General features: G+C 71.9%; 23 protein-coding genes. 13 read left to right on the top strand and 10 right to left on the bottom strand.

Annotated elements, in window-relative coordinates; translation table 11 throughout:
• Positions 1 to 48: 48 nt before the first annotated feature.
• Positions 49 to 1,080 (top strand): fatty acid desaturase family protein, encoded by a 1,032-nt coding sequence (locus tag ACIA8L_RS13280; RefSeq protein ID WP_395903831.1) that lies wholly within the window; start codon positions 49 to 51, stop codon positions 1,078 to 1,080.
• 262 nt (positions 1,081 to 1,342) lie between these two features.
• On the opposite strand, the gene ACIA8L_RS13275 is transcribed toward ACIA8L_RS13280, so the two are convergent.
• Positions 1,343 to 2,353, bottom strand: a complete 1,011-nt coding sequence (locus ACIA8L_RS13275; protein ID WP_395903830.1) for a LacI family DNA-binding transcriptional regulator — start codon at positions 2,351 to 2,353, stop codon at positions 1,343 to 1,345.
• Between the two features lie 155 nt (positions 2,354 to 2,508).
• On the opposite strand from ACIA8L_RS13275, the gene ACIA8L_RS13270 reads away from it, so the two are divergent.
• The 5 genes from ACIA8L_RS13270 (at position 2,509) to ACIA8L_RS13250 (ending at position 8,623) form a co-directional block, all read left to right on the top strand.
• Positions 2,509 to 3,690, top strand: a complete 1,182-nt coding sequence (locus tag ACIA8L_RS13270) for an extracellular solute-binding protein (protein ID WP_395903828.1) — start codon at positions 2,509 to 2,511, stop codon at positions 3,688 to 3,690.
• On the top strand, positions 3,687 to 4,559 hold the full coding sequence (locus ACIA8L_RS13265; protein ID WP_395903826.1) for a carbohydrate ABC transporter permease: 873 nt from the start codon (positions 3,687 to 3,689) through the stop codon (positions 4,557 to 4,559). The genes ACIA8L_RS13270 and ACIA8L_RS13265 overlap by 4 nt, the downstream gene beginning before the upstream one ends.
• Entirely contained in the window at positions 4,556 to 5,353 is a 798-nt protein-coding gene (locus tag ACIA8L_RS13260) for a carbohydrate ABC transporter permease (protein WP_395903825.1), read from the top strand. The genes ACIA8L_RS13265 and ACIA8L_RS13260 overlap by 4 nt, the downstream gene beginning before the upstream one ends.
• The gene (locus ACIA8L_RS13255; RefSeq protein ID WP_395903823.1) at positions 5,350 to 6,978 is read left to right on the top strand and encodes an amylo-alpha-1,6-glucosidase; all 1,629 of its coding nucleotides are present in this window, start codon (positions 5,350 to 5,352) and stop codon (positions 6,976 to 6,978) included. The genes ACIA8L_RS13260 and ACIA8L_RS13255 overlap by 4 nt, the downstream gene beginning before the upstream one ends.
• 313 nt (positions 6,979 to 7,291) lie before the next feature.
• Complete coding sequence (locus tag ACIA8L_RS13250; RefSeq protein ID WP_395903821.1) at positions 7,292 to 8,623, top strand: helix-turn-helix domain-containing protein; 1,332 nt, start codon at positions 7,292 to 7,294, stop codon at positions 8,621 to 8,623.
• An 11-nt stretch (positions 8,624 to 8,634) separates the two neighbouring features.
• On the opposite strand, the gene ACIA8L_RS13245 is transcribed toward ACIA8L_RS13250, so the two are convergent.
• Positions 8,635 to 10,005 (bottom strand): TrpB-like pyridoxal phosphate-dependent enzyme, encoded by a 1,371-nt coding sequence (locus ACIA8L_RS13245; RefSeq protein ID WP_395903819.1) that lies wholly within the window; start codon positions 10,003 to 10,005, stop codon positions 8,635 to 8,637.
• A gap of 33 nt (positions 10,006 to 10,038) precedes the next feature.
• Here ACIA8L_RS13245 and ACIA8L_RS13240 point away from each other — a divergent pair, with 33 nt between their 5' ends.
• Positions 10,039 to 11,340, top strand: coding sequence for a sulfatase-like hydrolase/transferase (locus ACIA8L_RS13240; protein ID WP_395903817.1), 1,302 nt, complete (start codon positions 10,039 to 10,041; stop codon positions 11,338 to 11,340).
• Positions 11,341 to 11,365: 25 nt separating this feature from the next.
• On the opposite strand, the gene ACIA8L_RS13235 is transcribed toward ACIA8L_RS13240, so the two are convergent.
• A complete protein-coding gene (locus tag ACIA8L_RS13235) occupies positions 11,366 to 11,791 on the bottom strand; it encodes a hypothetical protein (RefSeq protein WP_395903815.1) in 426 nt (141 codons plus the stop codon).
• A gap of 175 nt (positions 11,792 to 11,966) precedes the next feature.
• Between ACIA8L_RS13235 and ACIA8L_RS13230 the strand changes: the two genes are divergently transcribed.
• The gene (locus ACIA8L_RS13230) at positions 11,967 to 13,175 is read left to right on the top strand and encodes an oxygenase MpaB family protein (RefSeq protein ID WP_395904217.1); all 1,209 of its coding nucleotides are present in this window, start codon (positions 11,967 to 11,969) and stop codon (positions 13,173 to 13,175) included.
• A gap of 144 nt (positions 13,176 to 13,319) precedes the next feature.
• On the opposite strand, the gene ACIA8L_RS13225 is transcribed toward ACIA8L_RS13230, so the two are convergent.
• Together ACIA8L_RS13225 and ACIA8L_RS13220 are read right to left on the bottom strand one after the other, a co-directional pair.
• Positions 13,320 to 14,483, bottom strand: a complete 1,164-nt coding sequence (locus ACIA8L_RS13225; protein WP_395903813.1) for a TetR/AcrR family transcriptional regulator — start codon at positions 14,481 to 14,483, stop codon at positions 13,320 to 13,322.
• Positions 14,484 to 14,513: 30 nt separating this feature from the next.
• Positions 14,514 to 15,680 (bottom strand): TetR/AcrR family transcriptional regulator, encoded by a 1,167-nt coding sequence (locus ACIA8L_RS13220; protein WP_395903811.1) that lies wholly within the window; start codon positions 15,678 to 15,680, stop codon positions 14,514 to 14,516.
• Between the two features lie 274 nt (positions 15,681 to 15,954).
• Here ACIA8L_RS13220 and ACIA8L_RS13215 point away from each other — a divergent pair, with 274 nt between their 5' ends.
• Positions 15,955 to 16,488, top strand: a complete 534-nt coding sequence (locus ACIA8L_RS13215; RefSeq protein WP_395903809.1) for a DUF4190 domain-containing protein — start codon at positions 15,955 to 15,957, stop codon at positions 16,486 to 16,488.
• A gap of 65 nt (positions 16,489 to 16,553) precedes the next feature.
• Here the strand turns inward: ACIA8L_RS13215 and ACIA8L_RS13210 are convergent, their stop codons facing one another.
• Complete coding sequence (locus tag ACIA8L_RS13210) at positions 16,554 to 17,330, bottom strand: enoyl-CoA hydratase-related protein (protein ID WP_395903807.1); 777 nt, start codon at positions 17,328 to 17,330, stop codon at positions 16,554 to 16,556.
• A gap of 16 nt (positions 17,331 to 17,346) precedes the next feature.
• On the opposite strand from ACIA8L_RS13210, the gene ACIA8L_RS13205 reads away from it, so the two are divergent.
• The gene (locus ACIA8L_RS13205) at positions 17,347 to 18,027 is read left to right on the top strand and encodes a GntR family transcriptional regulator (RefSeq protein WP_395903805.1); all 681 of its coding nucleotides are present in this window, start codon (positions 17,347 to 17,349) and stop codon (positions 18,025 to 18,027) included.
• Here ACIA8L_RS13205 and ACIA8L_RS13200 read toward each other — a convergent pair.
• Entirely contained in the window at positions 17,981 to 19,429 is a 1,449-nt protein-coding gene (locus ACIA8L_RS13200) for an aldehyde dehydrogenase family protein (RefSeq protein ID WP_395903803.1), read from the bottom strand. The two genes, ACIA8L_RS13205 and ACIA8L_RS13200, sit on opposite strands and share 47 nt — an antisense overlap.
• 48 nt (positions 19,430 to 19,477) lie before the next feature.
• Between ACIA8L_RS13200 and ACIA8L_RS13195 the strand changes: the two genes are divergently transcribed.
• Positions 19,478 to 20,596: an acyl-CoA dehydrogenase family protein gene (locus tag ACIA8L_RS13195; RefSeq protein ID WP_395903800.1), complete on the top strand. Its 1,119-nt coding sequence runs from the start codon at positions 19,478 to 19,480 to the stop codon at positions 20,594 to 20,596.
• A gap of 149 nt (positions 20,597 to 20,745) precedes the next feature.
• Positions 20,746 to 21,357 (top strand): hypothetical protein, encoded by a 612-nt coding sequence (locus ACIA8L_RS13190; RefSeq protein ID WP_395903797.1) that lies wholly within the window; start codon positions 20,746 to 20,748, stop codon positions 21,355 to 21,357.
• 43 nt (positions 21,358 to 21,400) lie between these two features.
• Here the strand turns inward: ACIA8L_RS13190 and ACIA8L_RS13185 are convergent, their stop codons facing one another.
• The gene (locus ACIA8L_RS13185) at positions 21,401 to 22,078 is read right to left on the bottom strand and encodes a DUF998 domain-containing protein (RefSeq protein WP_395903795.1); all 678 of its coding nucleotides are present in this window, start codon (positions 22,076 to 22,078) and stop codon (positions 21,401 to 21,403) included.
• A 71-nt stretch (positions 22,079 to 22,149) separates the two neighbouring features.
• Here ACIA8L_RS13185 and ACIA8L_RS13180 point away from each other — a divergent pair, with 71 nt between their 5' ends.
• On the top strand, positions 22,150 to 22,785 hold the full coding sequence (locus tag ACIA8L_RS13180) for a TetR/AcrR family transcriptional regulator (RefSeq protein WP_395903793.1): 636 nt from the start codon (positions 22,150 to 22,152) through the stop codon (positions 22,783 to 22,785).
• On the opposite strand, the gene ACIA8L_RS13175 is transcribed toward ACIA8L_RS13180, so the two are convergent.
• Positions 22,767 to 22,934, bottom strand: a complete 168-nt coding sequence (locus ACIA8L_RS13175) for a hypothetical protein (protein ID WP_395903790.1) — start codon at positions 22,932 to 22,934, stop codon at positions 22,767 to 22,769. The two genes, ACIA8L_RS13180 and ACIA8L_RS13175, sit on opposite strands and share 19 nt — an antisense overlap.
• Positions 22,935 to 22,972: 38 nt before the next feature.
• Positions 22,973 to 23,638: a TetR/AcrR family transcriptional regulator gene (locus ACIA8L_RS13170; RefSeq protein ID WP_395903788.1), complete on the bottom strand. Its 666-nt coding sequence runs from the start codon at positions 23,636 to 23,638 to the stop codon at positions 22,973 to 22,975.
• Positions 23,639 to 23,704 lie beyond the last annotated feature (66 nt).

Here is a 23,704-nt window from a genome sequence, read left to right as displayed (position 1 = left end):
GATCCTGGCGCTCCTGACGAATCGCCCGGCACAGGGTGTACTGGAGGTATGACGATCACGATGGCGCCGCTGCGGTCGCCGACCGGTAGTGACTTCGCCGCCCTGGCCCGACGGATCAATCAGGAAGGGCTGATGGAGCGCCGGCCCGCCTACTACGTCGCCCGGATGAGCGTCGTCGCGCTGATGCTGCTCGGTGGCTGGACCGCGTTCGTCCTGATCGGCTCCTCCTGGTGGCAGATGTTCACCGCCGCGCTCCTGGCCATCACGTTTGCCCAGGTCGCGCTCCTGGCCCACGACCTGGCGCACCGCCAGGTGTTCCGCACCAAGCGGCCCAGCGAGATCGCCGGGCTGGTGGCGGGCAACCTGGGCATCGGCATGAGCTACGGCTGGTGGATGGACAAGCACACCCGCCACCACAACAACCCCAATCACGATGACCTCGACCCCGACGTCGCCCCCGAGGTGCTCATCTGGGCGACCGAGTCGGCCGTCGGCCGGCGCGGGCTGGCCGGTTTCATCACCCGGCACCAGGCCGGCCTGTTCTTCCCGCTGCTGACCCTGCTGGCCATCGACCTGAAGGTCTCCAGCATCAAGGCGCTGCGCAACGGCGTGGTGAAGCGCCGCGCTCTGGAGAGCGGGCTGCTGGTGCTGCACGCCGCGGCCTACCTCACGGCGCTGTTCGTCGTGCTGTCCCCGTTGCAGGCCGTCGCGTTCCTCGTCGTGCATCAGGCGCTGTTCGGCGTATATCTGGGCATGACGTTCGCGCCGAACCACAAGGGCATGCCGCACCCGGTCGGCGACGAGGACTTCCTGCGCAAGCAGGTGCTCACCTCCCGCAACGTCCGCGGCAACCGGCTGACCGACGCGGCCCTCGGCGGCCTCAACTACCAGATCGAGCACCACCTCTTCCCCGGCATGCCGACGCCCAACCTCCGCCGGGCCCAGCCGATCGTGCAGGCCTACTGCGCGTCCGTCGGGGTGCCCTACGAGGAGGCCGGCCTCATCGCCTCCTACCGGCAGGCGCTGCGGTACCTGCACGAGGTGGGGGCCCCGGCGCGCGCGGAACACGCCGCCCGGTAGCCCGACAGCCCGGTAGCCAGGTGGCCGGCCACCTGGCCACCTGCACGTGCGATGCTGGGCCGATGTCCGAGATCACCGCCTCGACGACGCCCGGTGGGAGCAGCGCGGGTCCGTGCGCCGCCTGAGCCGGGCCGATCTGCACGCCGCCCTCGCCGACGCGGGCCTGCGCTTCGCCCGCCACCTCCAGGGCGGCCGCCAGTTCTTCAGCGCCGTGCCCGTGGACGAGTAAAAGCTGACGAGTAGGGGCTGACGAGTGGCGGGCTCAGGCCCGGTTGGGCCCGGTGCTGCCGCGCAGGGAGATCGGCGGTGCGTGCAGGATGTGCCGGGCCGGCGCGTCGGGGCCGGCGATGCGCTCCTGCAGCAGCCGGACGGCCTCGCCGCCCATCTCCAGGGCCGGCACGTCGGCGGCGGTCAGCGGCGGGCGGAAGTCCTCGGCCCAGTGCCGCCCGGCGACCCCGGCGATCGAGAAGTCGCGGGGCACGCTCAGGCCGGCCCGTTCCAGTGCGCGCTGGACGCCGGGCAGGGCGGCCTCGTTGATGGTGACGAGGCCGGTCACCTCGGGGTGCTCGGCGAGCAGCCGCTCGAGGCAGTCCTCGCCGCCGGCGGCGTCGTCGGGGCAGCAGACGTCGACGCCGGTCAGGCCGCGCTCGGCGACCCCGGCGGCGAAGCCGGCGAGCGCGCGGTGGCCGGGGCCGTAGCCGGCGGCGACGAGCTCGGCGGAGCGGTTGACGAAGGCGATGTGCCGGTGGCCGAGGTCGGCGAGGTGGTGCACGCAGCGGGTGATGAGGGTGGTGTAGTCGACGTCGATCCACCAGACGTCGCCGGCGTCGGCGGGGTGGCCGATGGTGACGAAGGGCAGGCCGCTCTGGCGCAGGCGGGTGACGCGGTCGTCCTCGAGCCGGATCTCCATAAGGATGACGCCGTCGACGCGGCGGCCGGTGACGATCCGCTCGAAGGAGCGATCGTGGTCGCCGCCGGAGGGGGAGAGCAGCACGTCGAGGTCGGCGCCGGCCGCGGCCTCCACGACGCTGGCGACGAAGCTGAGCTGCATGTCGGTCAGGCGCTGGCGAGCGGGCGGGATGACCAGGCCCAGCGTGCGGGTCCGGCCCTCCTTGAGCGCGCGGGCGGCGGCGTTGGGACGGTAGTCGAGCTCCTCGATCACGGTGAGGATGCGCCGGCGCAGCTCCTCGGAGACGGTGCGCTTGCCGCTGAGCACGTAGGACACGGTGCTGCGCGACACGCCCGCCCGCTTGGCGATCTCGCCGATGTTCACGCGCACCTCCAGCGAATCGGTTCGCCACCAATCTAGGTCGACGCTCGAGCGGTGTCAAAAGGGGTCTTGACCGCCGTGTGGCGATGCGCCTATCGTCTCCGCGAATCGATTCGCGAATCGGTTCGCCACACCCCGACTGCCGTGAGGGGCACCCCATGCGCACTTCCCTGCGTGCGTCCTTGTTAGCGCTCACCCTGCTCAGCGGTCTCGCCGCCTGCTCCACCGGCGGCGGCGACACGACCGGCGCCGCCGGTGGCACCTACACGATCTGGGACCCGTATCCGCAGTACGACGACTCGTCCGCCTGGGTCAAGCTGATCGGCAAGTGCGGCACCGACGCCGGCGTCACCGTCAAGCGGACCGGCTACGACACCAGCGACCTCACGAACAAGGCCCTGCTCGCCGCCCAGCAAACGGACTCGCCCGACGTGCTCATCGTCGACAACCCCGTCGTGTCGACCCTCGCCGAGGCCGGCGTGCTGACCACCACCGACGACACCGGACTGGACACCTCCGCGATCGACAAGAACCTGATCGCGGCCGGGCAGACCGGCGGCAAGTCCTACGGCATCCCGATCGGCGCGAACACCCTGGCCCTCTACTACAACAAGGCCGTCCTGACCGCCGCGGGCGTCGACATCGCCACCGTCAAGGACTGGGCGTCGCTGACGGCCGCGCTGGGCAAGGTGAAGGCCGCCGGCAAGAAGGGCATCACGTTCTCTGCCATCGGTACCGAAGAAGGCAGCTTTCAGTTCCTGCCCTGGTTCTGGGGCGCGGGCGCGAACCTCACCGAGATCGACTCGCCCGCCGGCCTCGCCGCGCGGCAGCTGTGGACCGACTGGCTGCGCAGCGGCTACGCGCCGAACTCGGTCATCGGCAACACGCAGACCACGAGCTGGCAGGAGTTCGCCACCGGCGACTACGCGTTCGCGGAGAACGGCACCTGGCAGCTGGCGAACGCCAAGAAGGCCGGCTTCGACTACGGCATCATCCCCATCCCGGCGAAGGCCGGCGGGACCGCGCCCGCGCCGACGGGCGGCGAGTTCGTGAGCGTGCCGGTGCAGCGGGACAGCGGCCGGTACCCGACGACGAAGAAGCTCGTCGAGTGCCTGACGAACACCGACAACTCGCTCACCACCGTCACCACGCTGTCCTACATCGCGCCGACGGCGGCGGTGCGGGACAAGCAGGTGGCCGCGAACCCTGAACTCAAGGTGTGGGTCGAGGCGGTCAAAGCGGCCAAGGGCCGCACGAGCGACAACCTCGGCACGAAGTACCCGAAGATCTCCCAGCAGCTGTGGACGTCGGTGCAGGCCGCGCTGAGCGGCGCCAAGTGACGGTGCGGTCCAAGGTCAGTGGGTGGGCGTTCCTCGCGCCGGTCGTCGTCTACCTCGGCGCGTTCTACGCCTACCCGCTGTACCGCAATCTCGATCTCAGCCTGCGCCACTACACGGTCCGCTCGTTCGTGCGGGGCGACGCGCCGTTCAGCGGCCTGGACAACTACCGCACCGTGGTCGGCGACCCGACGTTCTGGCCCGCGCTGGCCCACACCCTGATCTTCACGGCCGCCTCGCTGGCCGCCCAGTTCGCGATCGGCCTGGCCCTGGCCGTGTTCTTCAACCGGTACTTCCCGCTGGCCGCCACCCTGCGCGCGCTGTTCCTGGTGCCCTGGCTGCTCCCGCTGATCGTGTCGGCGTCGACCTGGTCGTGGATGCTCAACAGCGACTCCGGCATCGTCAACGCGTTCCTGGGCCACCTCGGGATCGACCCGGTCAACTGGCTCACCTCGCCGGACTGGGCCCTCGCGTCGGTCACCATCGCCAACATCTGGATCGGCATCCCGTTCAACCTCGTCGTGCTCTACAGCGGCCTGCAGGCGATCCCGGACCACCTCTACGAAGCGGCCGCCCTGGACGGCGCGTCGAGCCGGCAGCAGTTCTGGCGCATCACGTTCCCACTCCTGCGGCCCGTCTCGCTCATCACGCTGCTGCTGGGTCTGGTGTACACGCTGAAGGTCTTCGACATCATCTGGATCATGACCAAGGGCGGCCCGAACGGCGCCTCGACGACCCTGGCCACCTGGTCCTACCGCCTCGGCTTCGGCAACCTGCTGCCCGAGTTCGGCCCGGGCGCCGCCGTCGGCAACCTGCTCATCGTCCTGGCCCTGGTCGCCGGCCTCATCTACATCCGGACCGCGGCCACATGAGGATCAAAACCGTCATCGGTGTCCTGCTCACCGCCATCATGCTGTTCCCCGTCTACTGGATGCTCAACGTCTCGCTCACGCGCGACCGGGACCTGCGCCGGACGAACCTGTTTCCGGTTGACCCGACGCTGGAGGGGTACCGCGCGGTCCTGAGCCAGCAGCTGCCGTACCTCGGCACCAGCCTGCTCGTCGGCCTCGGCACCGTCGCGCTCACCGTCCTGCTCGCCGCCCCGGCCGGCTACTCCCTCGCGAAACTGCGCCCGCGCGGCGGTGGCCTGCTGAGCTTCGCGTTCCTGATCGCCCAGATGATCCCCGGTATCATCATGGCGATGGGTTTCTACGCCATCTACCTCAACCTCGGCGTCCTGAACTCCTGGCCCGGCCTGATCCTGGCCGACTCGACGATCGCCGTGCCGTTCGCGGTGCTCGTGTTCACCGCGTTCATGGCCGGCCTCCCCGACGAGCTGCTGCAGGCCGCGAAGGTCGACGGGGCCGGCCCGCTGCGGACGTTCACCGCGATCGTGCTGCCGGTCAGCCGCAACGCCGTCGTCACCGTGTCACTGTTCGCGTTCCTGTGGGCGTGGTCGGACTTCGTGTTCGCCAGCACGCTCGACGGCGGCGGGGCGCTGCGCCCGATCACGCTCGGCATCTACCGGTACATCGGCAACAACAACCAGGAGTGGAACGCCATCATGGCCACCGCGGTCGTGGCGTCCATCCCCGCCACCGTCCTGCTCGTCGCCGCCCAGCGGTTCGTCGCCACCGGCGTCACCGCGGGCGCCGTCAAGGAATGAGCCCGTCTTTGTTCGCGATCCACGACATCCCGTTCAGCCACCCCGGCTCCTGGTTCGGCATCTCACCGGTCATCGCCGAGGGCGAAGTCGCCGACGACCTGCACCTGGTCTCCCACCAGACCGGCCTGCACGCCGTCTTGCGGCTGGTGCCGTCGGCGCCCCGGGCGGCCGTCACCGCGACCCCGGCCCGGCTGGTGTGGGCGCAGGGGACCGGCCGGATCGAGCTGACCTACGAGACCCCCGACACCGTCCGGCTGCGCGGGGCCGGACTCGGGCTGGCGGTGCTGGCGGCGGCGCCGACGCTCACCCCGTTCAGCGGCACCTACCTGTACCGCGACCCGGTCGACGGCGCCCACGTGTTCACCGACTACGGTACCGGCCGCCGGTACCGCGTCACGGTGCTTGGCGGCGACGCGGACGTGCGCGGCGCGGAGGCACTCGGCACCGCGGATCGCGGCGTGGTCCTCGGCGCCGGGCCCTGGGAGATCGCCGTCGAGGAGTACGCCGGCGAGCGCCCGCCCTACCGCCCGGCGCTGGGCTTCGACGAGGCGGTCAAGGCCGCACACGAGCGGTTCACCGCGTTCGCCGACGCGGTCGCGCCGTGGCGGGACGCGAGCACACCGGCGGCCGAGCTCGCCGCCTACGTCCTGTGGTCGGCGACCGTCGCCCCGGCCGGGTTCGTCACTCGCCCGGCCGTGCTCATGTCGAAGCACTGGATGGACAAGGTGTGGAGCTGGGACCACTGCTTCAACGCCCTCGCCCTGGCCGCCGGTGACCCCGAACTGGCCCGGGACCAGATCGGGCTGGTCTTCGACCACCAGGCCGACTCCGGCGCGTTGCCGGACTCGATCACCCACTCCGAGGTGCTCTACAACTTCGTCAAGCCGCCCATCCACGGCTGGGCCCTGGCCCGCCTCGGCGGCCCCCGGGACCCCGAGACCTACGACCGGCTGGCCCGGTGGACCGAGTTCTGGCTGACCGCCCGCCGTGCCCCCGGCGAGGAGCTGCCGCACTACCAGCACGGCAACGACAGCGGCTGGGACAACGCGACGCTCTTCGACGCCGGCCGGGTGGTGCAGGCCCCCGACCTCGCCGCATTCCTCATCCTGCAACTGCGCGAACTGGGCTGGGCCGAGCGCGCCGACCGGCTCCGCGCGGCGCTGCTGGAGCGGCTGTGGGACGGCGAACGGTTCGTCGCCCGCAGTCCTTCGACGGGCGGCACGTGGAGTACCCACAGCCTCCTGTTCCTGATGCCCATCGTCCTCGGCGAGGAACTGCCGGCCGCCGTCAGCGACATCCTGGCCGCGCGGATCCGCGCGCACCTCACCGAGCACGGCCTGGCCACCGAACGCCCGGACTCGACGCACTACGAGGCCGACGGCTATTGGCGCGGCCCGATCTGGGCACCGTCGACCGTGCTCATCGAGGACGGCCTGCGCCGGGCCGGGCACGCCGAGCTGGCCGACGAGGTCAGCGCCCGGTTCCGGGCCCTGTGCGAGCGCTCCGGCTTCGCCGAGAACTTCGACGCCCGCACCGGCGCGGGCCTGCGCGACCGCGCCTACACCTGGACGGCGAGCGCATACCTGATCCTCGCCGCCGCACACATCCAGCGCCGCCGGCGCTGACCGTCCACGGAGGAGTACCGCCGCTTCTGCGGCACGGCGCCGTACCCGTTCCCGATCAGCGGCGTCGTGCCAACCAGATCTTCCACCTGCCATCAGCGGTTCCGGCAACGCTGCCGGGGACTCCGGGTGTCGTCGGCTTCATGGTCGCCGCTCCTCGCCGGCCGTGCGGGTCCGCCTCGTGCGGCCCGATGCCGCATCAGTACAACTGCGCCGCCATCGTCGTTGGCAGATGCGACTACACAATGTGCAAACCGTTTGCGCGATCCGTAACCATCGGCCATCATCGAAGCAGGCTTCCGCCGAGGCGGTGAGGATGATTCCTGAACATCCCTGGACGGCGCTGCCCGCCATCGCGGCCACGAGCCGGGACGTCGGTCGGCTGCTACGCACCGCTCGGACCGCGGCCGGGCTCACCCTGGAAGAGGTGGGTCGGCTGGTCGGCTGCTCAGCCGCGACCATATCGCGATGGGAGACCGGCCGTCGCCGCGCCTGGACGGTCGCCGAGCTCCGGCGGCTGGCCGAGATCTACCGCCTGCCACCCGATCTGCTCGGTCTCGTCGCGCCGCATCCACCCGCGGGCGGCGGCACCACTAGGGTGGACGGAGCGACGGACGACAGTGGTGGTGACTGGATGCGCAGACGCAACCTGATCGCGGGCGCGGTCGGGCTTACCGCGGCCGCGGCGCTGCCCGAGGGTGCGGCCGCGGCGGACGCGCCGGGGACGGTCGAGGATGTGATCTTCGGTCGGGTGGCCGCGGCGCCGTTGCCGGCGGAGCAGCTGGCCGCGCAGGTGGCCGCGGCCGGGGCTGACTTCCGGGCCTGCCGCTACGCGCAGCTCGCGCGGCGCGTGCCCGGCCTGCTGGCGCGGGCGGAAGCCACCCGGGCGGCCACGACGCCGGGCTCCGCGGGGCGGGCCGCGACGCAGCTGGCGCAGGCATACGGTGTCGCCGCCCGGCTGATGCTCAAGCTGCACGACGACGGCATGGCGTGGGCGACCGCCGACCGCGCCGTGCAGGCGGCCCGATCCGGCACCGATCCCGTGGTCAGTGCCGAGGCCGCCCGGCTCACCGCGACCGTGCTGCGCCGCCGTGGGCAACGCGACGGAGCCCAGCGCCTCGTCCTGCGCGCCGCGCAGCAGCTGGAGGCCGACACCGGCCTGGCCCGGCCGGTGCAGGTCGCCCGATACGGTGAGCTGCTCGCGGTCGCCGCGTACACCGCGGCGATGCGCGACGACCGCGACACCGCCTGGACGCTGCTCGGTGCGGCCGATGACGCCACCCGCCGGGCCGGGTCCGCGAACCCGGGTGGGCTGAGCACCGTCGACGTGGACGTCTACCGGATCAGCGTGGCCCGTGTCCTCGGCGACTACGGCAGCGCCGTGGACTACGCCCGCCGGATCGACCCGGCCCGGATCACCGCACCGGAGCGCCGGGCTCGATACTGGCAGGACACGGCATTGGCGCTGCACGGCCGGGGCCGGGCCGAGCAGGCGTTCGCGGCACTGCTCGCGGCCGAGCGCGACACCCCGCAGGAGGTCCGCTATCGGCCGTGGGCGCAGCAGCTGACCCGGCAACTTCTGGCCGCGCAGACCCGGAACGGGCTGCCGGGTCTGCGCGACTTCGCCCACCGGGTCGGCGCGGCGTAAGCGGAGAGCCGTCAGGCCGGGACCTTCGGGAGGGTGGCGGTGGCGGCGGTGAGGGCGTCCTCGGAGAGTTCGCGGTCGTCCATGTCGCCGGCCAGGTAGCGGCCGTAGGCGGGGAGGTCCAGGTGGCCGTGGCCGCACAGGGCGGTCAGGATGACCTTCGCCTCGCCGGTCTCGCGGCAGCGTAGCGCTTCCTCGATGCAGGCGGCCAGGGCGTGGGTGGGTTCGGGGGCCGGGACGATGCCTTCGGTGCGGGCGAAGCGGACGCCGGCGTCGAAGCATTCGCGCTGGGTCTTGGCGACCGCTTCGATCAGGCCCAGTTCGTAGACGTGGCTGATGAGCGGGCTCATGCCGTGGTAGCGCAGGCCGCCGGCGTGGATCGGGTCGGGGATGAAGTCGTGGCCGAGTGTGTGCATCTTCATGAGCGGGGTCATGCCGGCGGTGTCGCCGAAGTCGTAGGCGTACACGCCCCTGGTCAGGGACGGGCAGGCGGCCGGCTCGACGGCGCGGATGGTCGGGTTCATCGTGCCGGCCAGCTTCTCGCGCAGGAACGGGAAGGCCAGGCCGGCGAAGTTGGAGCCGCCGCCGGTGCAGCCGACGATGACGTCCGGCTTCGCGTCGACCTTCGCCAGCTGCAGGAGGGCCTCCTCGCCGATGATGGTCTGGTGCAGCAGCACGTGGTTGAGGACGCTGCCGAGGGCGTAGTTCGTGTCGGCGTGCTGGGCCGCGACCTCGACCGCCTCGCTGATGGCGATGCCGAGGGAGCCGGGGGAGTCCGGGTGCTCGGCGAGGATGGCCCGGCCGGCCGCGGTGAGCTCGGACGGGGAGGGGTGGATCAGGCCGCCGAACGTCTCGATCATGAGTTTGCGGTAGGGCTTCTGGTCGTATGAGGCCCGCACCTGCCAGATCTCGCACTCGAGGTCGAACTGGGCGCAGGCGAACGCCAGGGCAGTACCCCATTGGCCTGCTCCTGTCTCTGTCGTCAGCCGGCGGATGCCGGCCGCGGCGTTGTAGTAGGCCTGCGGGACGGCCGTGTTCGGCTTGTGCGAGCCGGCGGGGGAGACGCCCTCGTACTTGTAGTAGATGCGGGCCGGGGTGCCCAGTGCCCGTTCGAGGCGGTGCGCGCGGAACAGCGGCGACGGCCGCCACAGCCGGTAGACGTCGAGGACCTCGTCGGGGATGTCGACGTACCGCTGCGAAGTCACCTCCTGCTCGACGAGCGCCATCGGGAACAGGGGTGCCAGGTCTTCGGGTCCGACCGGCTGCAACGTGCCCGGGTGCAGCACCGGCGGCGGCGGGGTGGGCAGGTCGGGGACGAGGTTGTACCAGCGGCGGGGCATCTCCGACTCGGAGAGCAGGATCTTGGTGATCGCGTCGTTGCGCATCTAAACATTCTAAAACCGGATAAATTTGCCACCGTGTGGAAAGTCGCCCTGCTGCTCGTGACGCTGCTGATGCCGCTCGAGCACACCGCCCCGCCTCACCCGAACGTGTTGCTGTTGCTGCTGGACGACGCCCGGACCGGGCAGACGTCGGCGATGCCGAAGACGCTGCGCTGGCTGCGCGACCACGGCATGACCTACCCCAACGCCATGGTGAGCACCCCGAGCTGCTGCCCGAGCCGGGCCTCGATCCTGTCCGGCCGGTACGCGCACAACACCGGCGTCACCCAGCAGTCCGCGATCGACCGGTTCGACCACACCCGCAGCCTGGAGCACGAGCTGCACGGGGCCGGCTACCGCACCGCCGCCGTCGGCAAGCTCTTCAACGCCTGGGACATCGCCGAGCGCCCGCCGTACTTCGACAACGCGGCGCTGACCGGCGGCGGCTACGTGAACGCGGACTTCGTCGTCGACGGGGTGGCGACCCGCGCGCCGTACTCGACGACGTTCATGGGCGCACAGATCAACGACTACATCGACCGTTATGAGCGCGACGACGCGAAGCCGTGGTTCATCTACGCCGGCTTCACCGCCCCGCACGCCCCGCAGGTCCCCGAGCCGAAGTACGCGAACCTGCAGTACCCGTGGGCCGGCGACCCGGCCACCCGCGAGACCGACCGCAGCGACAAGCCCGCCTACGTGCGGCGGTTCAACCACAGCGAGCGGGACGGCGCCCTCGAGCGCCAGGCCCAGCTGCGCACCCTGCGCTCCGTCGACGACACCATCGAGGCGATCCGGCGCCGCCTGGCCGAGCGCGGCGAGCTGGACAACACCCTGGTGATCCTCATGTCCGACAACGGCAAACTGTGGGGCGAGCACGGCCTGCCGGAGAAGTTCATGCCGTATCTGCAGGCGGAGCGGGTGCCCCTGATCGTCTCCTGGCCAGGGAGGATTCGCGCCGGCAGCGACCCGCGGCTGGCGGCGAACCTGGACATCGCGCCGACCGTGCTGGCCGCGGCCGGCCTGACTGCGCACTATGTGGTGGACGGCCGCGATCTGCTCGCCCCCGACGATCGCACGTCGCTGCTGACCGAGTATTGGCGCGACCCGGCCAACGGCGCCGGCATCCCGCCGTGGGCCTCGACGGTCGTGCCGGGCCGCTACCGGTACACCGAAATCTACGACGACAGTGGCGCCGTCGCCGACCGCGAGTATTACGACCTGGCCCGGGACCCGTGGCAATTGACAAATCTCATGCGGACCGGCGGCCCGAAGACCGACGCGCTGTCCGCCGTCCTTGCCACGAGCCGGAGGTGTACCGGCCGAGCCTGCCCGTGAACGCGAGCCGCCTTCGCCGCGCGGGCTACCGGCCCGGGGAGCGGAGGCGGCCCGCGCGGGTCTTGGCGAGGTTGCGGACCCGTTTGGTGCGGCCGACCTCGCCCAGCGCCGCCACGACCGCGGCCGAGTCGGCCTCCTCGAGCACCTTGTGCTGCAGCCAGTTGGACGCCGCGCCCAGCGCTTCACGGTCCACCGGTGCGCCGGACTGCAGCGCCTTGAACAGGCTCCACTCCTGCACCCGCCGCGCGATGAACCCGTCGGTGCCGACCGCGTCCAGGAGTGGCCGCGCCCAGGCGGTGAGCGCCGCCGCCGACTCCGGTCCGGCGGCGCGGCGGTCCACAAGGGACGTCAGCTCCGCCTCCGCCTTGAGCCGGTCGGGCTCGGCGAGCAGCGCCGCGAGCAGGGCCGGGTCGTCGTCCGGCCCGGCGGCCGGATCGTCGTTGATGGTCACCCGGTGAGGGTACCGGCGCGCCCCGGCCGCAACGGCGAGTACCTCTTGCCGCGGGAGTGAGACTCCTCTATGTTAATGGAAAATCACATGCCCGGACAGTTGAAGACGTGCTCGAATCGCCACTACACCCCAGTGTTCATGGCGATGTCCGGGCGACCGGGAAGTAGGCGTGCGAATGCAGAATCTCAGCAGAAGGCGGGCGCTGACCCTCGGCGCCGCGCTGGGCCTGGTGGGTGCCGCCCCGTCCACCGCGGCCTGGGCGTGGTCGTCCGCGGGCTCTCTCGCCGGGACCGACACGGTCACCGACCCGTGGGACGTGTGGGACGACGCCACCGACCCGCTCGTCGCCGCGCTGCTCGACAACGGCCAGATCCCGGGCGTCAACACCGCCTTCGGGTCGTGGTTCGACAACGGTGACGCGCTGCCGGCCGGGCTGCCCACCGAGCTCGTCACCTACCTGAACCAGTACAACCGGCTCCCGTCCTGGGCCGACTCGACCAAGCTGGCCAACGCGGCCAAGTTCAACAAGCGGGTCAGCCTGTACCTGTTCCTGCTCTACGGCCTCGGCAGCGGGATCATGAGCACCGTCATCCCCCGCGAGGCCCGCAACGTCTACTACTCGGCCGGCGGCGCCGACATGAAGTCGCGGGCGGCCAAGACGTTCACCTACGGCTACGACCTGAGCGCGCCGGACGCGTTCCTGCCGACGGGGCACTTCATCACCACGTCGAACAAGACACGGCTGACCCATGCGGCGGTACGGCACCTGCTCCCGCAATCGCCAGCATGGCGCGCGGTCACCGACAATCCGATCCCGATCAGCAACGGCGACATCCTGATCACGTTCCACAGCCTCGGCACCTTCGTGCACCGCAAGCTCAAGGCGTGGGGCATCCGCATGACGGCCGCGGAGGAGACCGCCTATCTCCACCAGTGGCAGGTCGCGCTGCACCTGCTGGGCGTGCGCGACGACTTCATCCCGGCGACCTGGGCCGCCGCCGACGAGCAGTCCAACTACGTGCTCACCCCGCTGCTCGCCCCGACACCCGAGGGCATCGAGCTGGCCAAGATCCTGCTCGGCCTCGTGTCGCAGGTCGACCTCGGGCTCACCCTGGGCATCCAGCGCGAGTTCGTGCGCTACGTGCTCAGCGACCGGATCGGCGACTGGCTGCGGCTGCCCCGGGACCTCGTGGCCCGGACGCTGATCGAGGTCGGCTGGCCCGCGTACGTCGCGTTCCAGGAGGGCCTCTCGCCGATCGTCCCGGCCGGCTTCAGCACGATTGACAAGCTGGTGCGGGCCGTCGCAATGGCGTTCCTCAACAACGGCACGTCGACGACCTACACCCCGATCACCATCCCGACCGGCAACCGCCCCGGCGCGTAGCCGCGCACAGCCGCCTTCATGCATAGCCGCGGGCCGATATGTCGGGCGCTGCGCGCCGCGCTTCGCTCGACATATCGGATTTATCGCCTGACGGGGTATTCACAGGGATATTCGGAGCGACGAGCGATTCATCCCTGAAGTCCGTTACACGGCCAGGGCCGCGGTGACCAGCGCGGTCACCAGGTCGCGGCGGCCGGGCGCGTCCTGCCAGCGCAGGGCCCGCCCGGCCTCCACCACGACTCCGAACCCGGCGTGCACCAGCAGCCGGGCCTGGCGCGGGTCGAGCTCGGGCCGGACCGTGCGCAGCTGCTGCTCCCACACGGCGATGTGCTCGCGCTGGGCGACGATCAGCGGCCGCTGCACATCCGGGGGCAGGCCGGCGATCTCGGCCTCGGCGACGCTGGTGAGCGCGTTGTGCTCGAAGCAGTAGCCGACGTACGCGGCGGCGAGGGCGGCCACGGCCTGCCTGGGGTCGGTGGCCCGCTCCAGGCTGCGCTCGACGGCCTGGGTCAGCAGCCCGGCCGCCTGCAGGCACGCGGCCACCAGGATGTCGACCTTGCCGGGGTAGTGGCGGTAGATCGCCGACGGTGCCAGCCCGACCGCCTGCGCGATCTGGGCGTTGGTCACGTTGGCGAAGCCCTCGCGGGCGAACAGCGGGATGGCCGCGGCCAGGATCTCGGCCCGCCGCGTGCGTGGCACGGGCGGGGCCGGCAAATCGACCGGGTGCGGGCCGGGCGGGGCAGTCGTCGGGTCGGTGGCGGCCACCCGCAGGGCAGAGGCGAGCAGCAGCTCCTCGATCCGGCGCTGGGCGATCGACGTGTGGTGCATCGTGATGGAGCCGATCGCGCCGAGGGCGGCCACGGCCCGCAGCCGCTCCTCGGGCCGCGGGTAGGCGTGCCGCACGAGCTCGGTGACCCGCGCGACGACGTGCGCGAACTTGGCCCGCAGCACGCGGCGGTCGGCGCGTTCGAGGTAGCGGGCCTCCCAACGGTACAGGCCGCCGGAGGTCCGATGGGAGACCGTGACCCGGATCAGCGCGGCCAGCACGTCGGGCAGCGCCGCGCCGGCGGGCCGCTCGTCGAGGGTCTCGACGAGCTCGTCGACCATGCCGTTGGCGCACTCGGCGAACAGCGCGTACTTGTTGGGGAAGTGCCGGTAGAGGGCGGGTGCGCTGATGCCGACCCCGGCCGCGATCTCCTCCATCGACGCGGCGTGGTAGCCCCGCGCGCTGAACACCTGGCCGGCCGCCTCGACGATGATCTGCCTGCGGTTGTGCGGCCGGGTCGCCGCGGCCGAGCCGGTGCTCACCCGATCACACTACCGCCGCCGCGCCCCGGCTCAGGCGTGCAGGACCGCGAGCGCCAGGCGGGCCGTCTGGGCCTCGAACCCGGACGTGCGGTCATAGCGGCCGAGCCGGCCGACGTCGGTGATGACGTTGAGGGCGGCGTGGACGAGGATGCGGGCGTCGGCCGTCGCCAGCTCGGGCCGCACCGTGCCGAGCAGCCCGACCCACTCCTCGACGTGCTGGCGCTGGGCCCCGCGCAGCTGGTGGCGGTCCTCGTCGGGCAGGTTGTTGTTCTCGGCGAGGTAGACGGCGACGAGGTCGCTCTGGCCGAACGCGAACGCGGTGTAGGCGCGCACGACCCGGCCCAGGGCGTCGGCCGGGTCGGCCGCCTCGGCCAGGGCCGTGCTCGTCGCGCCGAGGAGCCGGTCGGTGGCGCGGTAGTAGGCGGCCGCGAGCAGGTCGGCCTTGCTCGGGAAGTAGCGGTACACGCTGGAGGCCTGGATCCCGGCGGCCCGCCCGATGTCCTCGACGCCGACCGCGTGGTAGCCCTGCCGGTGGAAGAGCCGGATCGCCTCGATGAGCAGCAGCTCCCGGCGCGACGACGGGCGGACGGGCGGTGCGGCCGGCTCGGCGGGCGGCTTGACCGGCAGCTTCGGCGGATCGGCCCGCAGGAGGGTCCAGGCGACCCGGGTCAGCAGGTCCTCGGTGTCGGCCGCCGCCGCCCGGTGGGTGGTCACGCTGCCGAGGGCGCTCAGTGCCGCGTTGGCCAGCAGCCGCGCCGGTGCCGCGGCCAGCCGGGGCCGCCGGGCGCGCAGCGGGGCGGTGAGGCGGGCGACGATGGTGTCGAGGCCTGCGCGGAACTCCTGGCGGTGCTCGGGCGTGAGGTAGCGGTGCTCCCACTGGTAGAGCCCGGCGACGCGACGCCGGCTCACGGCGACCGCGGCGAGCGCGCGGAGCAGCCCGTCCAGGTCCGGCGCCTCGGCGCTGGCGGCGAGCAGGGCACCGACGACGTCGCGGGTGGCGTGCACGAGGATCGCGTACTTGTTCTCGAAGTGCCGGTAGACCGCCGGTCCGCTGATGCCGACGACCGCCGCGATCTCGTCGACCGACACGCCGTGGTAGCCGCGCTCGCAGAACAGCTCGGCACCGACCAGCGCGATGCGGTCTTTGCGGTCTTTCGGACGCTTGGTCGCCGTCGAGCCGGAGCCTGCTGGTCGCACCCGTCCAGGTTAGCCCCAGCTCGCACCCGCACAGTGTCCGGGCGCGTTGACAGGTTGGCGCGAACTTCGAGAAAGTTAGGCGCGATTCGCATTGCCGCCGATACCGGCGCGCCCGGCCGCGGCTGTCGTGCAGGCGACACGTGTGGTTCCCGGCGTGGTGCCGCTGAAGGAACGGGTTGGAACGCAGCAGTGAGCGGCACGCGATCGGTGGGACTGTTGCCCCGGGTTCCGTTGGTCGCGGCCGACCGTTGCCGACTCCCGGATTGGAATACGCATGTCGCTCGACCAACAGACCGGCGCCCCTGGCTACTACGGCGCCCCGGCGCCCGGGAAGCGTCGCACCAGCGGCCTTGCCGTCGCGGGGCTCGTCTTCGCGTTCGTGGGACCGCCCGTCGGGTTCATCCTGAGCCTGATCGCGGTGTTCAAGACCGGTGCGGGGAAGGCGGCCGGTCGGGGGCTGGCCATCGCCGGTCTCGTCATCTCGCTGCTCATCATGGGTGGTGCCATCGCCGCGGTCGTCACGCTGTCGAACTCGACGCTGGCGGATCCGGGCTGCACCACCGGCAAGGACGTGATCCTCACCAACGCCGCCGGAGTGAACGACCCGCAGGCGTTGCAGTCGATGATCGACGGGCTCAACAAGGCGGCCGCCGAGGCCAAGCACGACAACGTCCGTGACGCGATGAAGGCCCTTGCGGACGACTACACGGCGCTGCAGCAGGGCGTCAGCTCCGGCCAGCTGCCGCCGGACATCATGACCCGGGTGACCACCGACGCGCAGAAGATCGACGAACTCTGCTCCGTCTGAACCCGTTCGCCGCGGGCGCCGGTCACGCTCACGCGCGATCGGCGCCCCGGCCGGTGTTCACCGCATCACGGCCCGAATCGTGGGGGGCGGGCCTCGGCCTGGCTCGTGAGGGCCTCCAGGAAGTCCGGGCCGGCCAGGGACTCGGCCATCAGGGCGCCCGCTTCGGCGGCGGCGTCGGCGAGGCCGGTCTCCCAGCCCGACCACAGCTGGCGCCGGATCACCGCCATCGAGGCCGGCGAACAGTGGGCGGCGAGGTCGGCGGCATAGGCTTGGGCCTCGGCGAGGACCTGGGCGCGGGGGAGGACGCGGTGGACGAGGCCGATCCGCAGGGCCTCGGCCGCGTCGATCTTGCGGGCGGAGAGGAGCAGGTCCGTGGCGTGGCCGGCGCCGACGAGGCGGGGCAGGAGCCAGGCGCTGCCGTACTCGGCGATCAGGCCCAGGCGGCTGAACGCGGTCGACAGGCGGGCCTCGGCGGCCAGGAAGCGCACGTCGGCGTAGAGGGCGTGGACCAGGCCGAGGCCGGCCGCGCCGCCGTTGATCGCGGCGATGATCGGGGTGGTCAGGGTGGCCGGGAGGTGGGCGGCGTAGCCGAGCTCGTGGACCAGCTGGTCGCGGTGGCGGGGGTCGAGCAGCGCCGGGAGCGACTCGGGGTCGGCGCCGGTGCAGAACCAGTCGCCGGCGCCGGTGACGACGATCGCCCGCACCTCGGGGCGCTCGTCCGCGGCCAGGAGGGCCGCATAGTAGTCGCGGAACATCTCCAGGTTCATGGCGTTGCGCCGGTCGGGGCGCTCGAAGCGGATCGTCCGCACGCCGGCGCTGTCCGCGGTGGTGATATTTGACATTTGATACCCTTTACGGATGACGAAGACGGGCGACCTGTCGCCGCCGCAGCTGTCCGAGACGGTGGCCGACCTGCTGCGCGATCGGATCATGTCCGGACAGCTGCGGGCGGGTGAGCGGATCCGGCTCGAGCAGGTCGCGGAGGAGACCGGCCTGAGCATCACCCCGGTGCGCGAGGCTCTGCTCATGCTGCGCGCCGAGGACATGGTGGAGCTGCAGCCACGCCGGGGCCACGTCGTCGCGCCGCTGTCCCGCCAGGACATCATCGACGTCTTCGCGGTGCAGGGCGACATCGCCGGCGAGCTCGCGGCCCGGGTCGCCACCGGCATCACCCCGGACCAGCTCGAGGACCTGCGCCAGCAGCACGAGAAGCTGCGCCGGGCGGCCCAGGCCCGCCAGGTCACCCGGGTGGAGCAGCTGGAGTTCGAGTTCCATCGCAGCATCAACCGGCTCGCCGCCGCGCGGAAACTGTCCTGGCTGCTGCGGGCGGCGACACGGTACACCCCGAGCCGCTTCTATGCCGCGAACGGGGAGTGGCGGGCGGCGATGATCACCGACCACGAGGCCCTCCTGGCGGCGCTTTCGGCCGGCGATCCGGCGGCCGTGCGCCCGGTGATGGCCCGGCACTTCAACGACGGCGCCGAGCGCCTGGTCAAGCACCTGGACGGCCTCGGCGTCTGGACCCGTGACGCAGCCTGAACAGGGCCAGCGACCGCCGCATCGCCGAAGCCGCCGGCCGCAGCGTCATCAGATCGATCGGTGGCTTGAACCGCTGCCAGGTCACCGACTTCGGCCGGCTGAACTCGCGCAGCCCGTCGGCGCCGTGGACGCGCCCGAATCCGGAGTCGCCGACGCCGCCGAACGGTAGTGACGGCACCCCCGCGTAGCCGAGCACGGAGTTGACCGACACCGCGCCCGCGCGCAGACCGGCGGCGAGGGCCAGCCCGCGGGCGCGGCTGCGGGTGAAGATGGAGCCGGAAAGTCCGTAGGCGGAGGCGTTCGCGCGGCGCAGGGCGTCGTCGGTGTCGGCGACCGGGTTGACCACGAGCACGGGGCCGAACGTCTCTTCGGCGACGGCCGCGCTGTCCTCCGGTACCCCCGCCAGAAGCACTGGATCGACGAACGGCGCCCGCACCGACTCCGGGCCGCCGACCACGGCCCGGGCCCCCACGGCGATCGCGTCGTCGATGTGCCGCTGGACGATTCCGGCCTGGGCGGGCGTGCTCATCGGCCCGTACGGCGCATTGGGCTCGGCCCCGGGCTTGACGTCCCGCATCAGTGCGGCCAGCTTCGCCACGAACGGCTCGTACACGGCCCGCTCGACGTAGACCCGCTCGACCCCGGCGCACGTCTGGCCGGCGTTGCCGAGGCCACCGAAGACCGCCGCCGCGGCCGCCGCGTCCAGATCGGCGTCGGCCGCGACGATGAGCGCGTCCTTGCCGCCGCCCTCGATGACGACCGGGGTGAGTCGCTCGGCGCACGCGGCCATTACCTTGCGGGCCGTGGCCGCCGAGCCGGTGAAGGCGACCTTGTCGACCGCCGCCCGGCTCAGCGCCGCCCCGGTGCCGCCGTCGCCGGTGACGACCTGCAGGACGGGCTGCTCGGGGAGGAGCTCGGCCCATCGCTGTCCAAGCCACAAGCCGACGCCTGGGGTGTACTCGCTGGGCTTGAACACCACCGCGTTGCCCGCCGCGAGCGCGTGGGCGATGGAGCCCATCGGCGTGTAGACGGGATAGTTCCACGGCCCGATCACGCCCACGACACCGTATGGCACGTAACGCACCGAGCTGGCCTGGTTGAACGCCAGCGGCCCGGACGGCACGGAGCGGCGGCGCAGCACCTTGCGGGCGTTGCGGGCGGCCCAGTCGAGGTGCTCGACGGCGAGCATGACCTCCAGCTGCGCACCGGCGATCGGCTTGCCGGTCTCGGCCCGGATCAGCTCGGCCAGCTCGTCGATCCGGCCCGCGATCGCCGCCTTGAACGCCAGCAGGTGCCGGGCCCGCCGCCGGGCGTCGAGGCCGCTCCACCAGCTCGCCGCGGCCCGCGCCCGGGTCACGGCGGCGTCGACGGCCGTGACGTCGCTGCGGTGCAGGGAAACCATCGGACCTCACCTTCTGATATTTGATATTCGAGAGGCTACTCTAGCGCCATGGAGTGGACAGAGGAACAGCGATCGATGGTTGCGGCGCTCGAGGACCTGTGCCGCCGGGAGCCGCGCACCCGCGAGCCGCACAGCCCGGAGCTGTACCGCAAGCTGGCCGACCTGGGCTGGCTGGGCCTCGCGCTCCCGGAGCAGTACGGCGGTGGCGGGGCCGGCAACGTCGACCTGTGCCTGTTCCTGGAGACGACCTCGCGGGCCATGGCCCCCATCGGCGGCTTCGGCACGTCGATCATCGTCGCGGCCACCTACGAGCGCTTCGGCTCCGACGAGCAGAAGAAGCGCATCCTCAACGGCGTGGCCCGCGGCGCCATCGAGTCCATCGCGATGTCCGAGCCCGAGGCCGGCTCCGACGTGGCCAACCTGAGCTGCCGGGCCGAGCGCCGCGGCGACGGGTGGGTCGTCAACGGGCAGAAGACCTGGTGCTCCAACGCCCACCTGGCCGAGCACATCCTGCTCGTCGCCCGCACCGCCGGCCGCCCCGGCGAGCACACCGGCCTCACGATGTTCCAGGTCCCGGCGACCGCCGCCGGTCTGGTCGTCTCCGGCATCGACACCATGGGCGGTCGCGAGGTCAACGACCTGTACTTCACCGACTGCGCCCTGCCCGCCGACGCCGTCGTCGGCCAGGTCGGCAACGGCTGGAAGCAGCTCATGGCCGGGCTCAACATGGAGCGGCTCATCCTGGCCAGCCTCATGCTCGGCACCGCGCAGCGGGCCTTCGACGACGTCGTGGCCTACGTCAAGCAGCGCCGCCAGTTCGGCCGCCCGATCGGCTCGTTCCAGGTCCTCCGCCACCGCCTGGCCGACCTGGCGACGGAGATCGAATGCGCGCGCCTGCTGGTGTACACCACCGCCGCCGAACTGGACCGCACGCCGGGCGCGGTGCTGCCCCGGGCCAGCTCGATGGCGAAGCTCAAGGCCACCGAGACGGCCCGGCGCGTCGCCCTGGACGCGATGCAGATGATGGGCGGCTACGGCTACGCCACCGAGTTCGACATGGAGCGCCTGGTCCGCGCGTCCGTCGTCTCCACCGTCTACGGCGGCACCAGCGAGATCCAGCGCGAGATCATCGCCCGCACCTACGGCCTCACCGAAGCGCTGCGGTGACCACGGAGCGGTGACCACGGAGCGGTGACGCCGGTGCCGTGCGGGCCGACGTCGTGCGCGGCCCCGCGGCGGCGGAAGTCACGGCGGTACCCCGTACCATCGGGCTGCCATCCGCGATACGACCGCCGACGCGCTGCACGGGGGACGACGTGTCACGCACGATCGCAACGCCGCCGACGCCCGATGCCCCGCCGACCGGGTGGCGCGGCCAATTGGTCCCGCTCGCCATACTCGGCGCCCTCGTCGCGATCATCGCGGCCGGCGGTGTGTGGGCGTGGACGCGAGACGCGGGGCGGCACCGGGCGCTGCCGGACCTGTGCGCCGGCGTGACGGCCGGTGTCCCCGACGCCACCGGTGCCGCGCCCGGCACGTGCGCCTGGTCGAGCGGCGGCACCTCATACACGGCCACGAGCACCCTCTTCTCGCGCACACGGTTCCGCGACGCGGCGGATCGGGCGGAGTCCGAGTTCCGCTACGAGCGGGAGGGCGCGACGAACCGGGCCGCCGAGGGCTCGGGCTACCCGGAGGCTTTCCGGGACCTGTCCGGCGTGGCCGATGGGGCGTTCTGTCTTGAGCAGTACGACGGCCGCGGCTACACCGTCGAGTGCACGGCCCGCGACAGCAACGCGATCCTGAACCTCAGGGCGAAGTGGGACGACAGCACCGGGCGGGCCGGTCGGCGCGACGACGTCGCCCAGGCCCTCGAGACCTTCGCGCCGACCGCGGAGCGCCTGCTGACCGACCTGGTGCACCGCCTCTGACGACCCGTCCACGCCGCAACGCCTGACCCGCCTCGGCGGGTTGCTAAGCGGGGAGCCGCCGGCCGCGGATCGAGGCTCCGGCCCCGATGAGGCCGGCGAAGACCGGGTAGACGGCGCCGCGTTCGACCAGGCCGACCAGGACGTTGGCGGAGGCGACGGCGAAGAAGGCCACCATCGCGACGATCCCGAAGACGCCGAGCGCGACCATGGCCCGGCCGGTTCGCGGGGCGATGCCGAGGGGTTCGTGCAGGCGGCCGAGCAGGATGATGAGCACGTTGCCGCCGAGGATGGCGGCCAGGGCGCCGAGGCCGTGATAGTCGACCTGGCCCAGGCGGTCGGCCTCGCCGTCGCCCGGGAAGCAGGCGAGCACGACGCCGCCGGCTCCGACCAGGGTGCCCAGGCCGCGCACCGCCCACCGGCGCCAGCCGGACAAGCCGTTGAGCGTGGCCACGCCGACGAACACCAGGGCACCGAAGGCGAAGAAGCCGGTGTTCATGACCCAGGCGAGGGGCGAGTACATGTACTGGCCCAGCGCCGTCAGCGGGCCGTGGACGCCGAGGTCGCTGATGTAGTGGTACGTGTAGCTGTACGGCGGGTCGGTCCAGGCCGCGGCGGCGATGAACTCGAGCAGCAGGAAGATCGCCGGGCCGGCCATGAGTGCCGCCCCGGCCGCGCGCCGCTGGGTGGCCCGATGCGTCGAGGCGTCGATAACTGGTATCACACCATTACTGTACCGAGACCAGTTTTGAAGTCAATACAGGTCGGCGGCCGGGGTTTTGTACGATGGCCGCCATGGGAGTTGAGGTGGGCCAGGCCGGGCGGCGGGAGCGGAAGAAGGCCGCGACCCGGGCGCTGATCCTGCGGGCCGCGCAGGAACTGTTCCTGGAGCGCGGCTTCGACGCTGTCAGCGTGCGCGAGATCGCCGACCGGGCGGACGTCTCCCCGACCACCGTCTTCGCGCACTTCCCGCAGAAGGAGGCGCTGCTGTTCTTCGAGGAGGTCGAGCAGCGCGAACGGCTCGTCGCCGCGGTGCGGGACCGCCCCGCCGGCTCCTCCATATCGGAGGCGCTGAAGGCCCACTACCGCGCCGAGTTCGTCGCGATGTGGTCGGGTCCGGACGGGGCGCTGCGCCGCCGGATCATGGCGCTGATGGAGGCGACACCCGCGCTGCAGGACTACGCCTCGCGGATGTGGACCCGCCACGAGGACGCCCTCGCCGCGGCCATCACCGAGGAACTCGGCCGGCCGGAGCCGAGCGACGAGATCCGCATCTACGCGCGGTTCGCGCTGCAGATCCAACTGCTCGTGACCAGTGCCGACGACCCGATGCTGGACGCCGGGTTCCGCCTCCTCGACCAAGGGTGGAGCCGCTACCACCCCGGGCCCGCCGGTGTGTCATCCGGCGCGGGTCAGGCGCAGGACGGGTAGAAGCCGGTCGGGCCGCGATACTTCGCGCCGACGGTGGTCAGGTACAGCACGTCGTTGCCCCGGAAGGTGTCCCCGTGGCGCTGGTGGTGCCGGATCCGCAGCCGGCGCGTGAGCCGGGCCACGAGCGCCAGCACCGGGCCGCCGCGCACGCCGCGTGTTCCGCGCGGCTTTTCGCCCCGGCGTGCGGTCAGTCGCGCGGCAGGACGCCCAGGAGGGTCGCCATCAGGCCCACGCGCAGGGACTCCGGCAGCTGCAAGTGGAACCGGGCCAGGTCGGGCTCGGCCTCGTAGGCCGCCTGCAGGCTGGGCGGAGGAGTGTTGTACGCCGACAGGGCGCCGGCCATGACGAGGGTCTGCAGGCCGAACAGGGTCGCGTTCTCGCCGAGCTCCGGCAGGTGCCGCTGGAGCAGGGCGGTCATCGTGGTCAGGTGCTCGAGGCTGGCGCGCTTGTAGCGGGTGACGACCTCGACGGAGACGTTGTGCTCCAGGACGCTGCCCTGGGCGCCGAAGAGGTCGCACAGCACGATGCGGGCGGCGAGCGAGCGGCTGAGGATGTCGGCCACCGCGGCCGCCCGCTCGGGCATGGCCGAACCCTTGTCGACCCCGGCGGCCAGCTCGGCGGCCAGGTCCGTCAGCCACTCCTGCAGGAAGCGCTCCAGCAGTTCGAGCAGCACCGCCTCGCGGGACTCGAAGTAGCGCAGCACGTTGGGCTTGGCCAGGCCGACCCGGCGGCTGAGCTCGTTGAGGGTGATCGCGGCCACCGGCATCTCGTCGAGCATGGTCGAGGCCATGTCGAGGATCGCCCGGCGGCGGACCTCCCGCTGCTCCTCGGTGCGCGCCCGCTGAAACGTCATGATCGCCAGCCTAACTTACGTACCCCCGGTACGTTGACATCGTACCGAAGGTACTTTACCGTCATC

The organism is Dactylosporangium sp. NPDC051541 (genome assembly GCF_044454505.1).
GTDB lineage: Bacteria > Actinomycetota > Actinomycetes > Mycobacteriales > Micromonosporaceae > Dactylosporangium.
The sequence above is the reverse complement of the archived record's forward strand: the minus strand, read 5'-3'. Positions and strand labels throughout refer to the sequence as shown.

Bases quoted from the DNA above. Each gene is read 5' to 3' on its own strand.
- ACIA8L_RS13280 (WP_395903831.1), top strand. From the start codon at position 49: ATGACGATCACGATGGCGCCGCTGCGGTCGCCGACCGGTAGTGACTTC.
- ACIA8L_RS13270 (WP_395903828.1), top strand. From the start codon at position 2,509: ATGCGCACTTCCCTGCGTGCGTCCTTGTTAGCGCTCACCCTGCTCAGC.
- ACIA8L_RS13260 (WP_395903825.1), top strand. From the start codon at position 4,556: ATGAGGATCAAAACCGTCATCGGTGTCCTGCTCACCGCCATCATGCTG.
- ACIA8L_RS13255 (WP_395903823.1), top strand. From the start codon at position 5,350: ATGAGCCCGTCTTTGTTCGCGATCCACGACATCCCGTTCAGCCACCCC.
- ACIA8L_RS13250 (WP_395903821.1), top strand. From the start codon at position 7,292: ATGATTCCTGAACATCCCTGGACGGCGCTGCCCGCCATCGCGGCCACG.
- ACIA8L_RS13245 (WP_395903819.1), bottom strand. From the start codon at position 10,005: ATGCGCAACGACGCGATCACCAAGATCCTGCTCTCCGAGTCGGAGATG.
- ACIA8L_RS13230 (WP_395904217.1), top strand. From the start codon at position 11,967: ATGCAGAATCTCAGCAGAAGGCGGGCGCTGACCCTCGGCGCCGCGCTG.
- ACIA8L_RS13215 (WP_395903809.1), top strand. From the start codon at position 15,955: ATGTCGCTCGACCAACAGACCGGCGCCCCTGGCTACTACGGCGCCCCG.
- ACIA8L_RS13210 (WP_395903807.1), bottom strand. From the start codon at position 17,330: ATGTCAAATATCACCACCGCGGACAGCGCCGGCGTGCGGACGATCCGC.
- ACIA8L_RS13205 (WP_395903805.1), top strand. From the start codon at position 17,347: ATGACGAAGACGGGCGACCTGTCGCCGCCGCAGCTGTCCGAGACGGTG.
- ACIA8L_RS13200 (WP_395903803.1), bottom strand. From the start codon at position 19,429: ATGGTTTCCCTGCACCGCAGCGACGTCACGGCCGTCGACGCCGCCGTG.
- ACIA8L_RS13195 (WP_395903800.1), top strand. From the start codon at position 19,478: ATGGAGTGGACAGAGGAACAGCGATCGATGGTTGCGGCGCTCGAGGAC.
- ACIA8L_RS13180 (WP_395903793.1), top strand. From the start codon at position 22,150: ATGGGAGTTGAGGTGGGCCAGGCCGGGCGGCGGGAGCGGAAGAAGGCC.
- ACIA8L_RS13170 (WP_395903788.1), bottom strand. From the start codon at position 23,638: ATGACGTTTCAGCGGGCGCGCACCGAGGAGCAGCGGGAGGTCCGCCGC.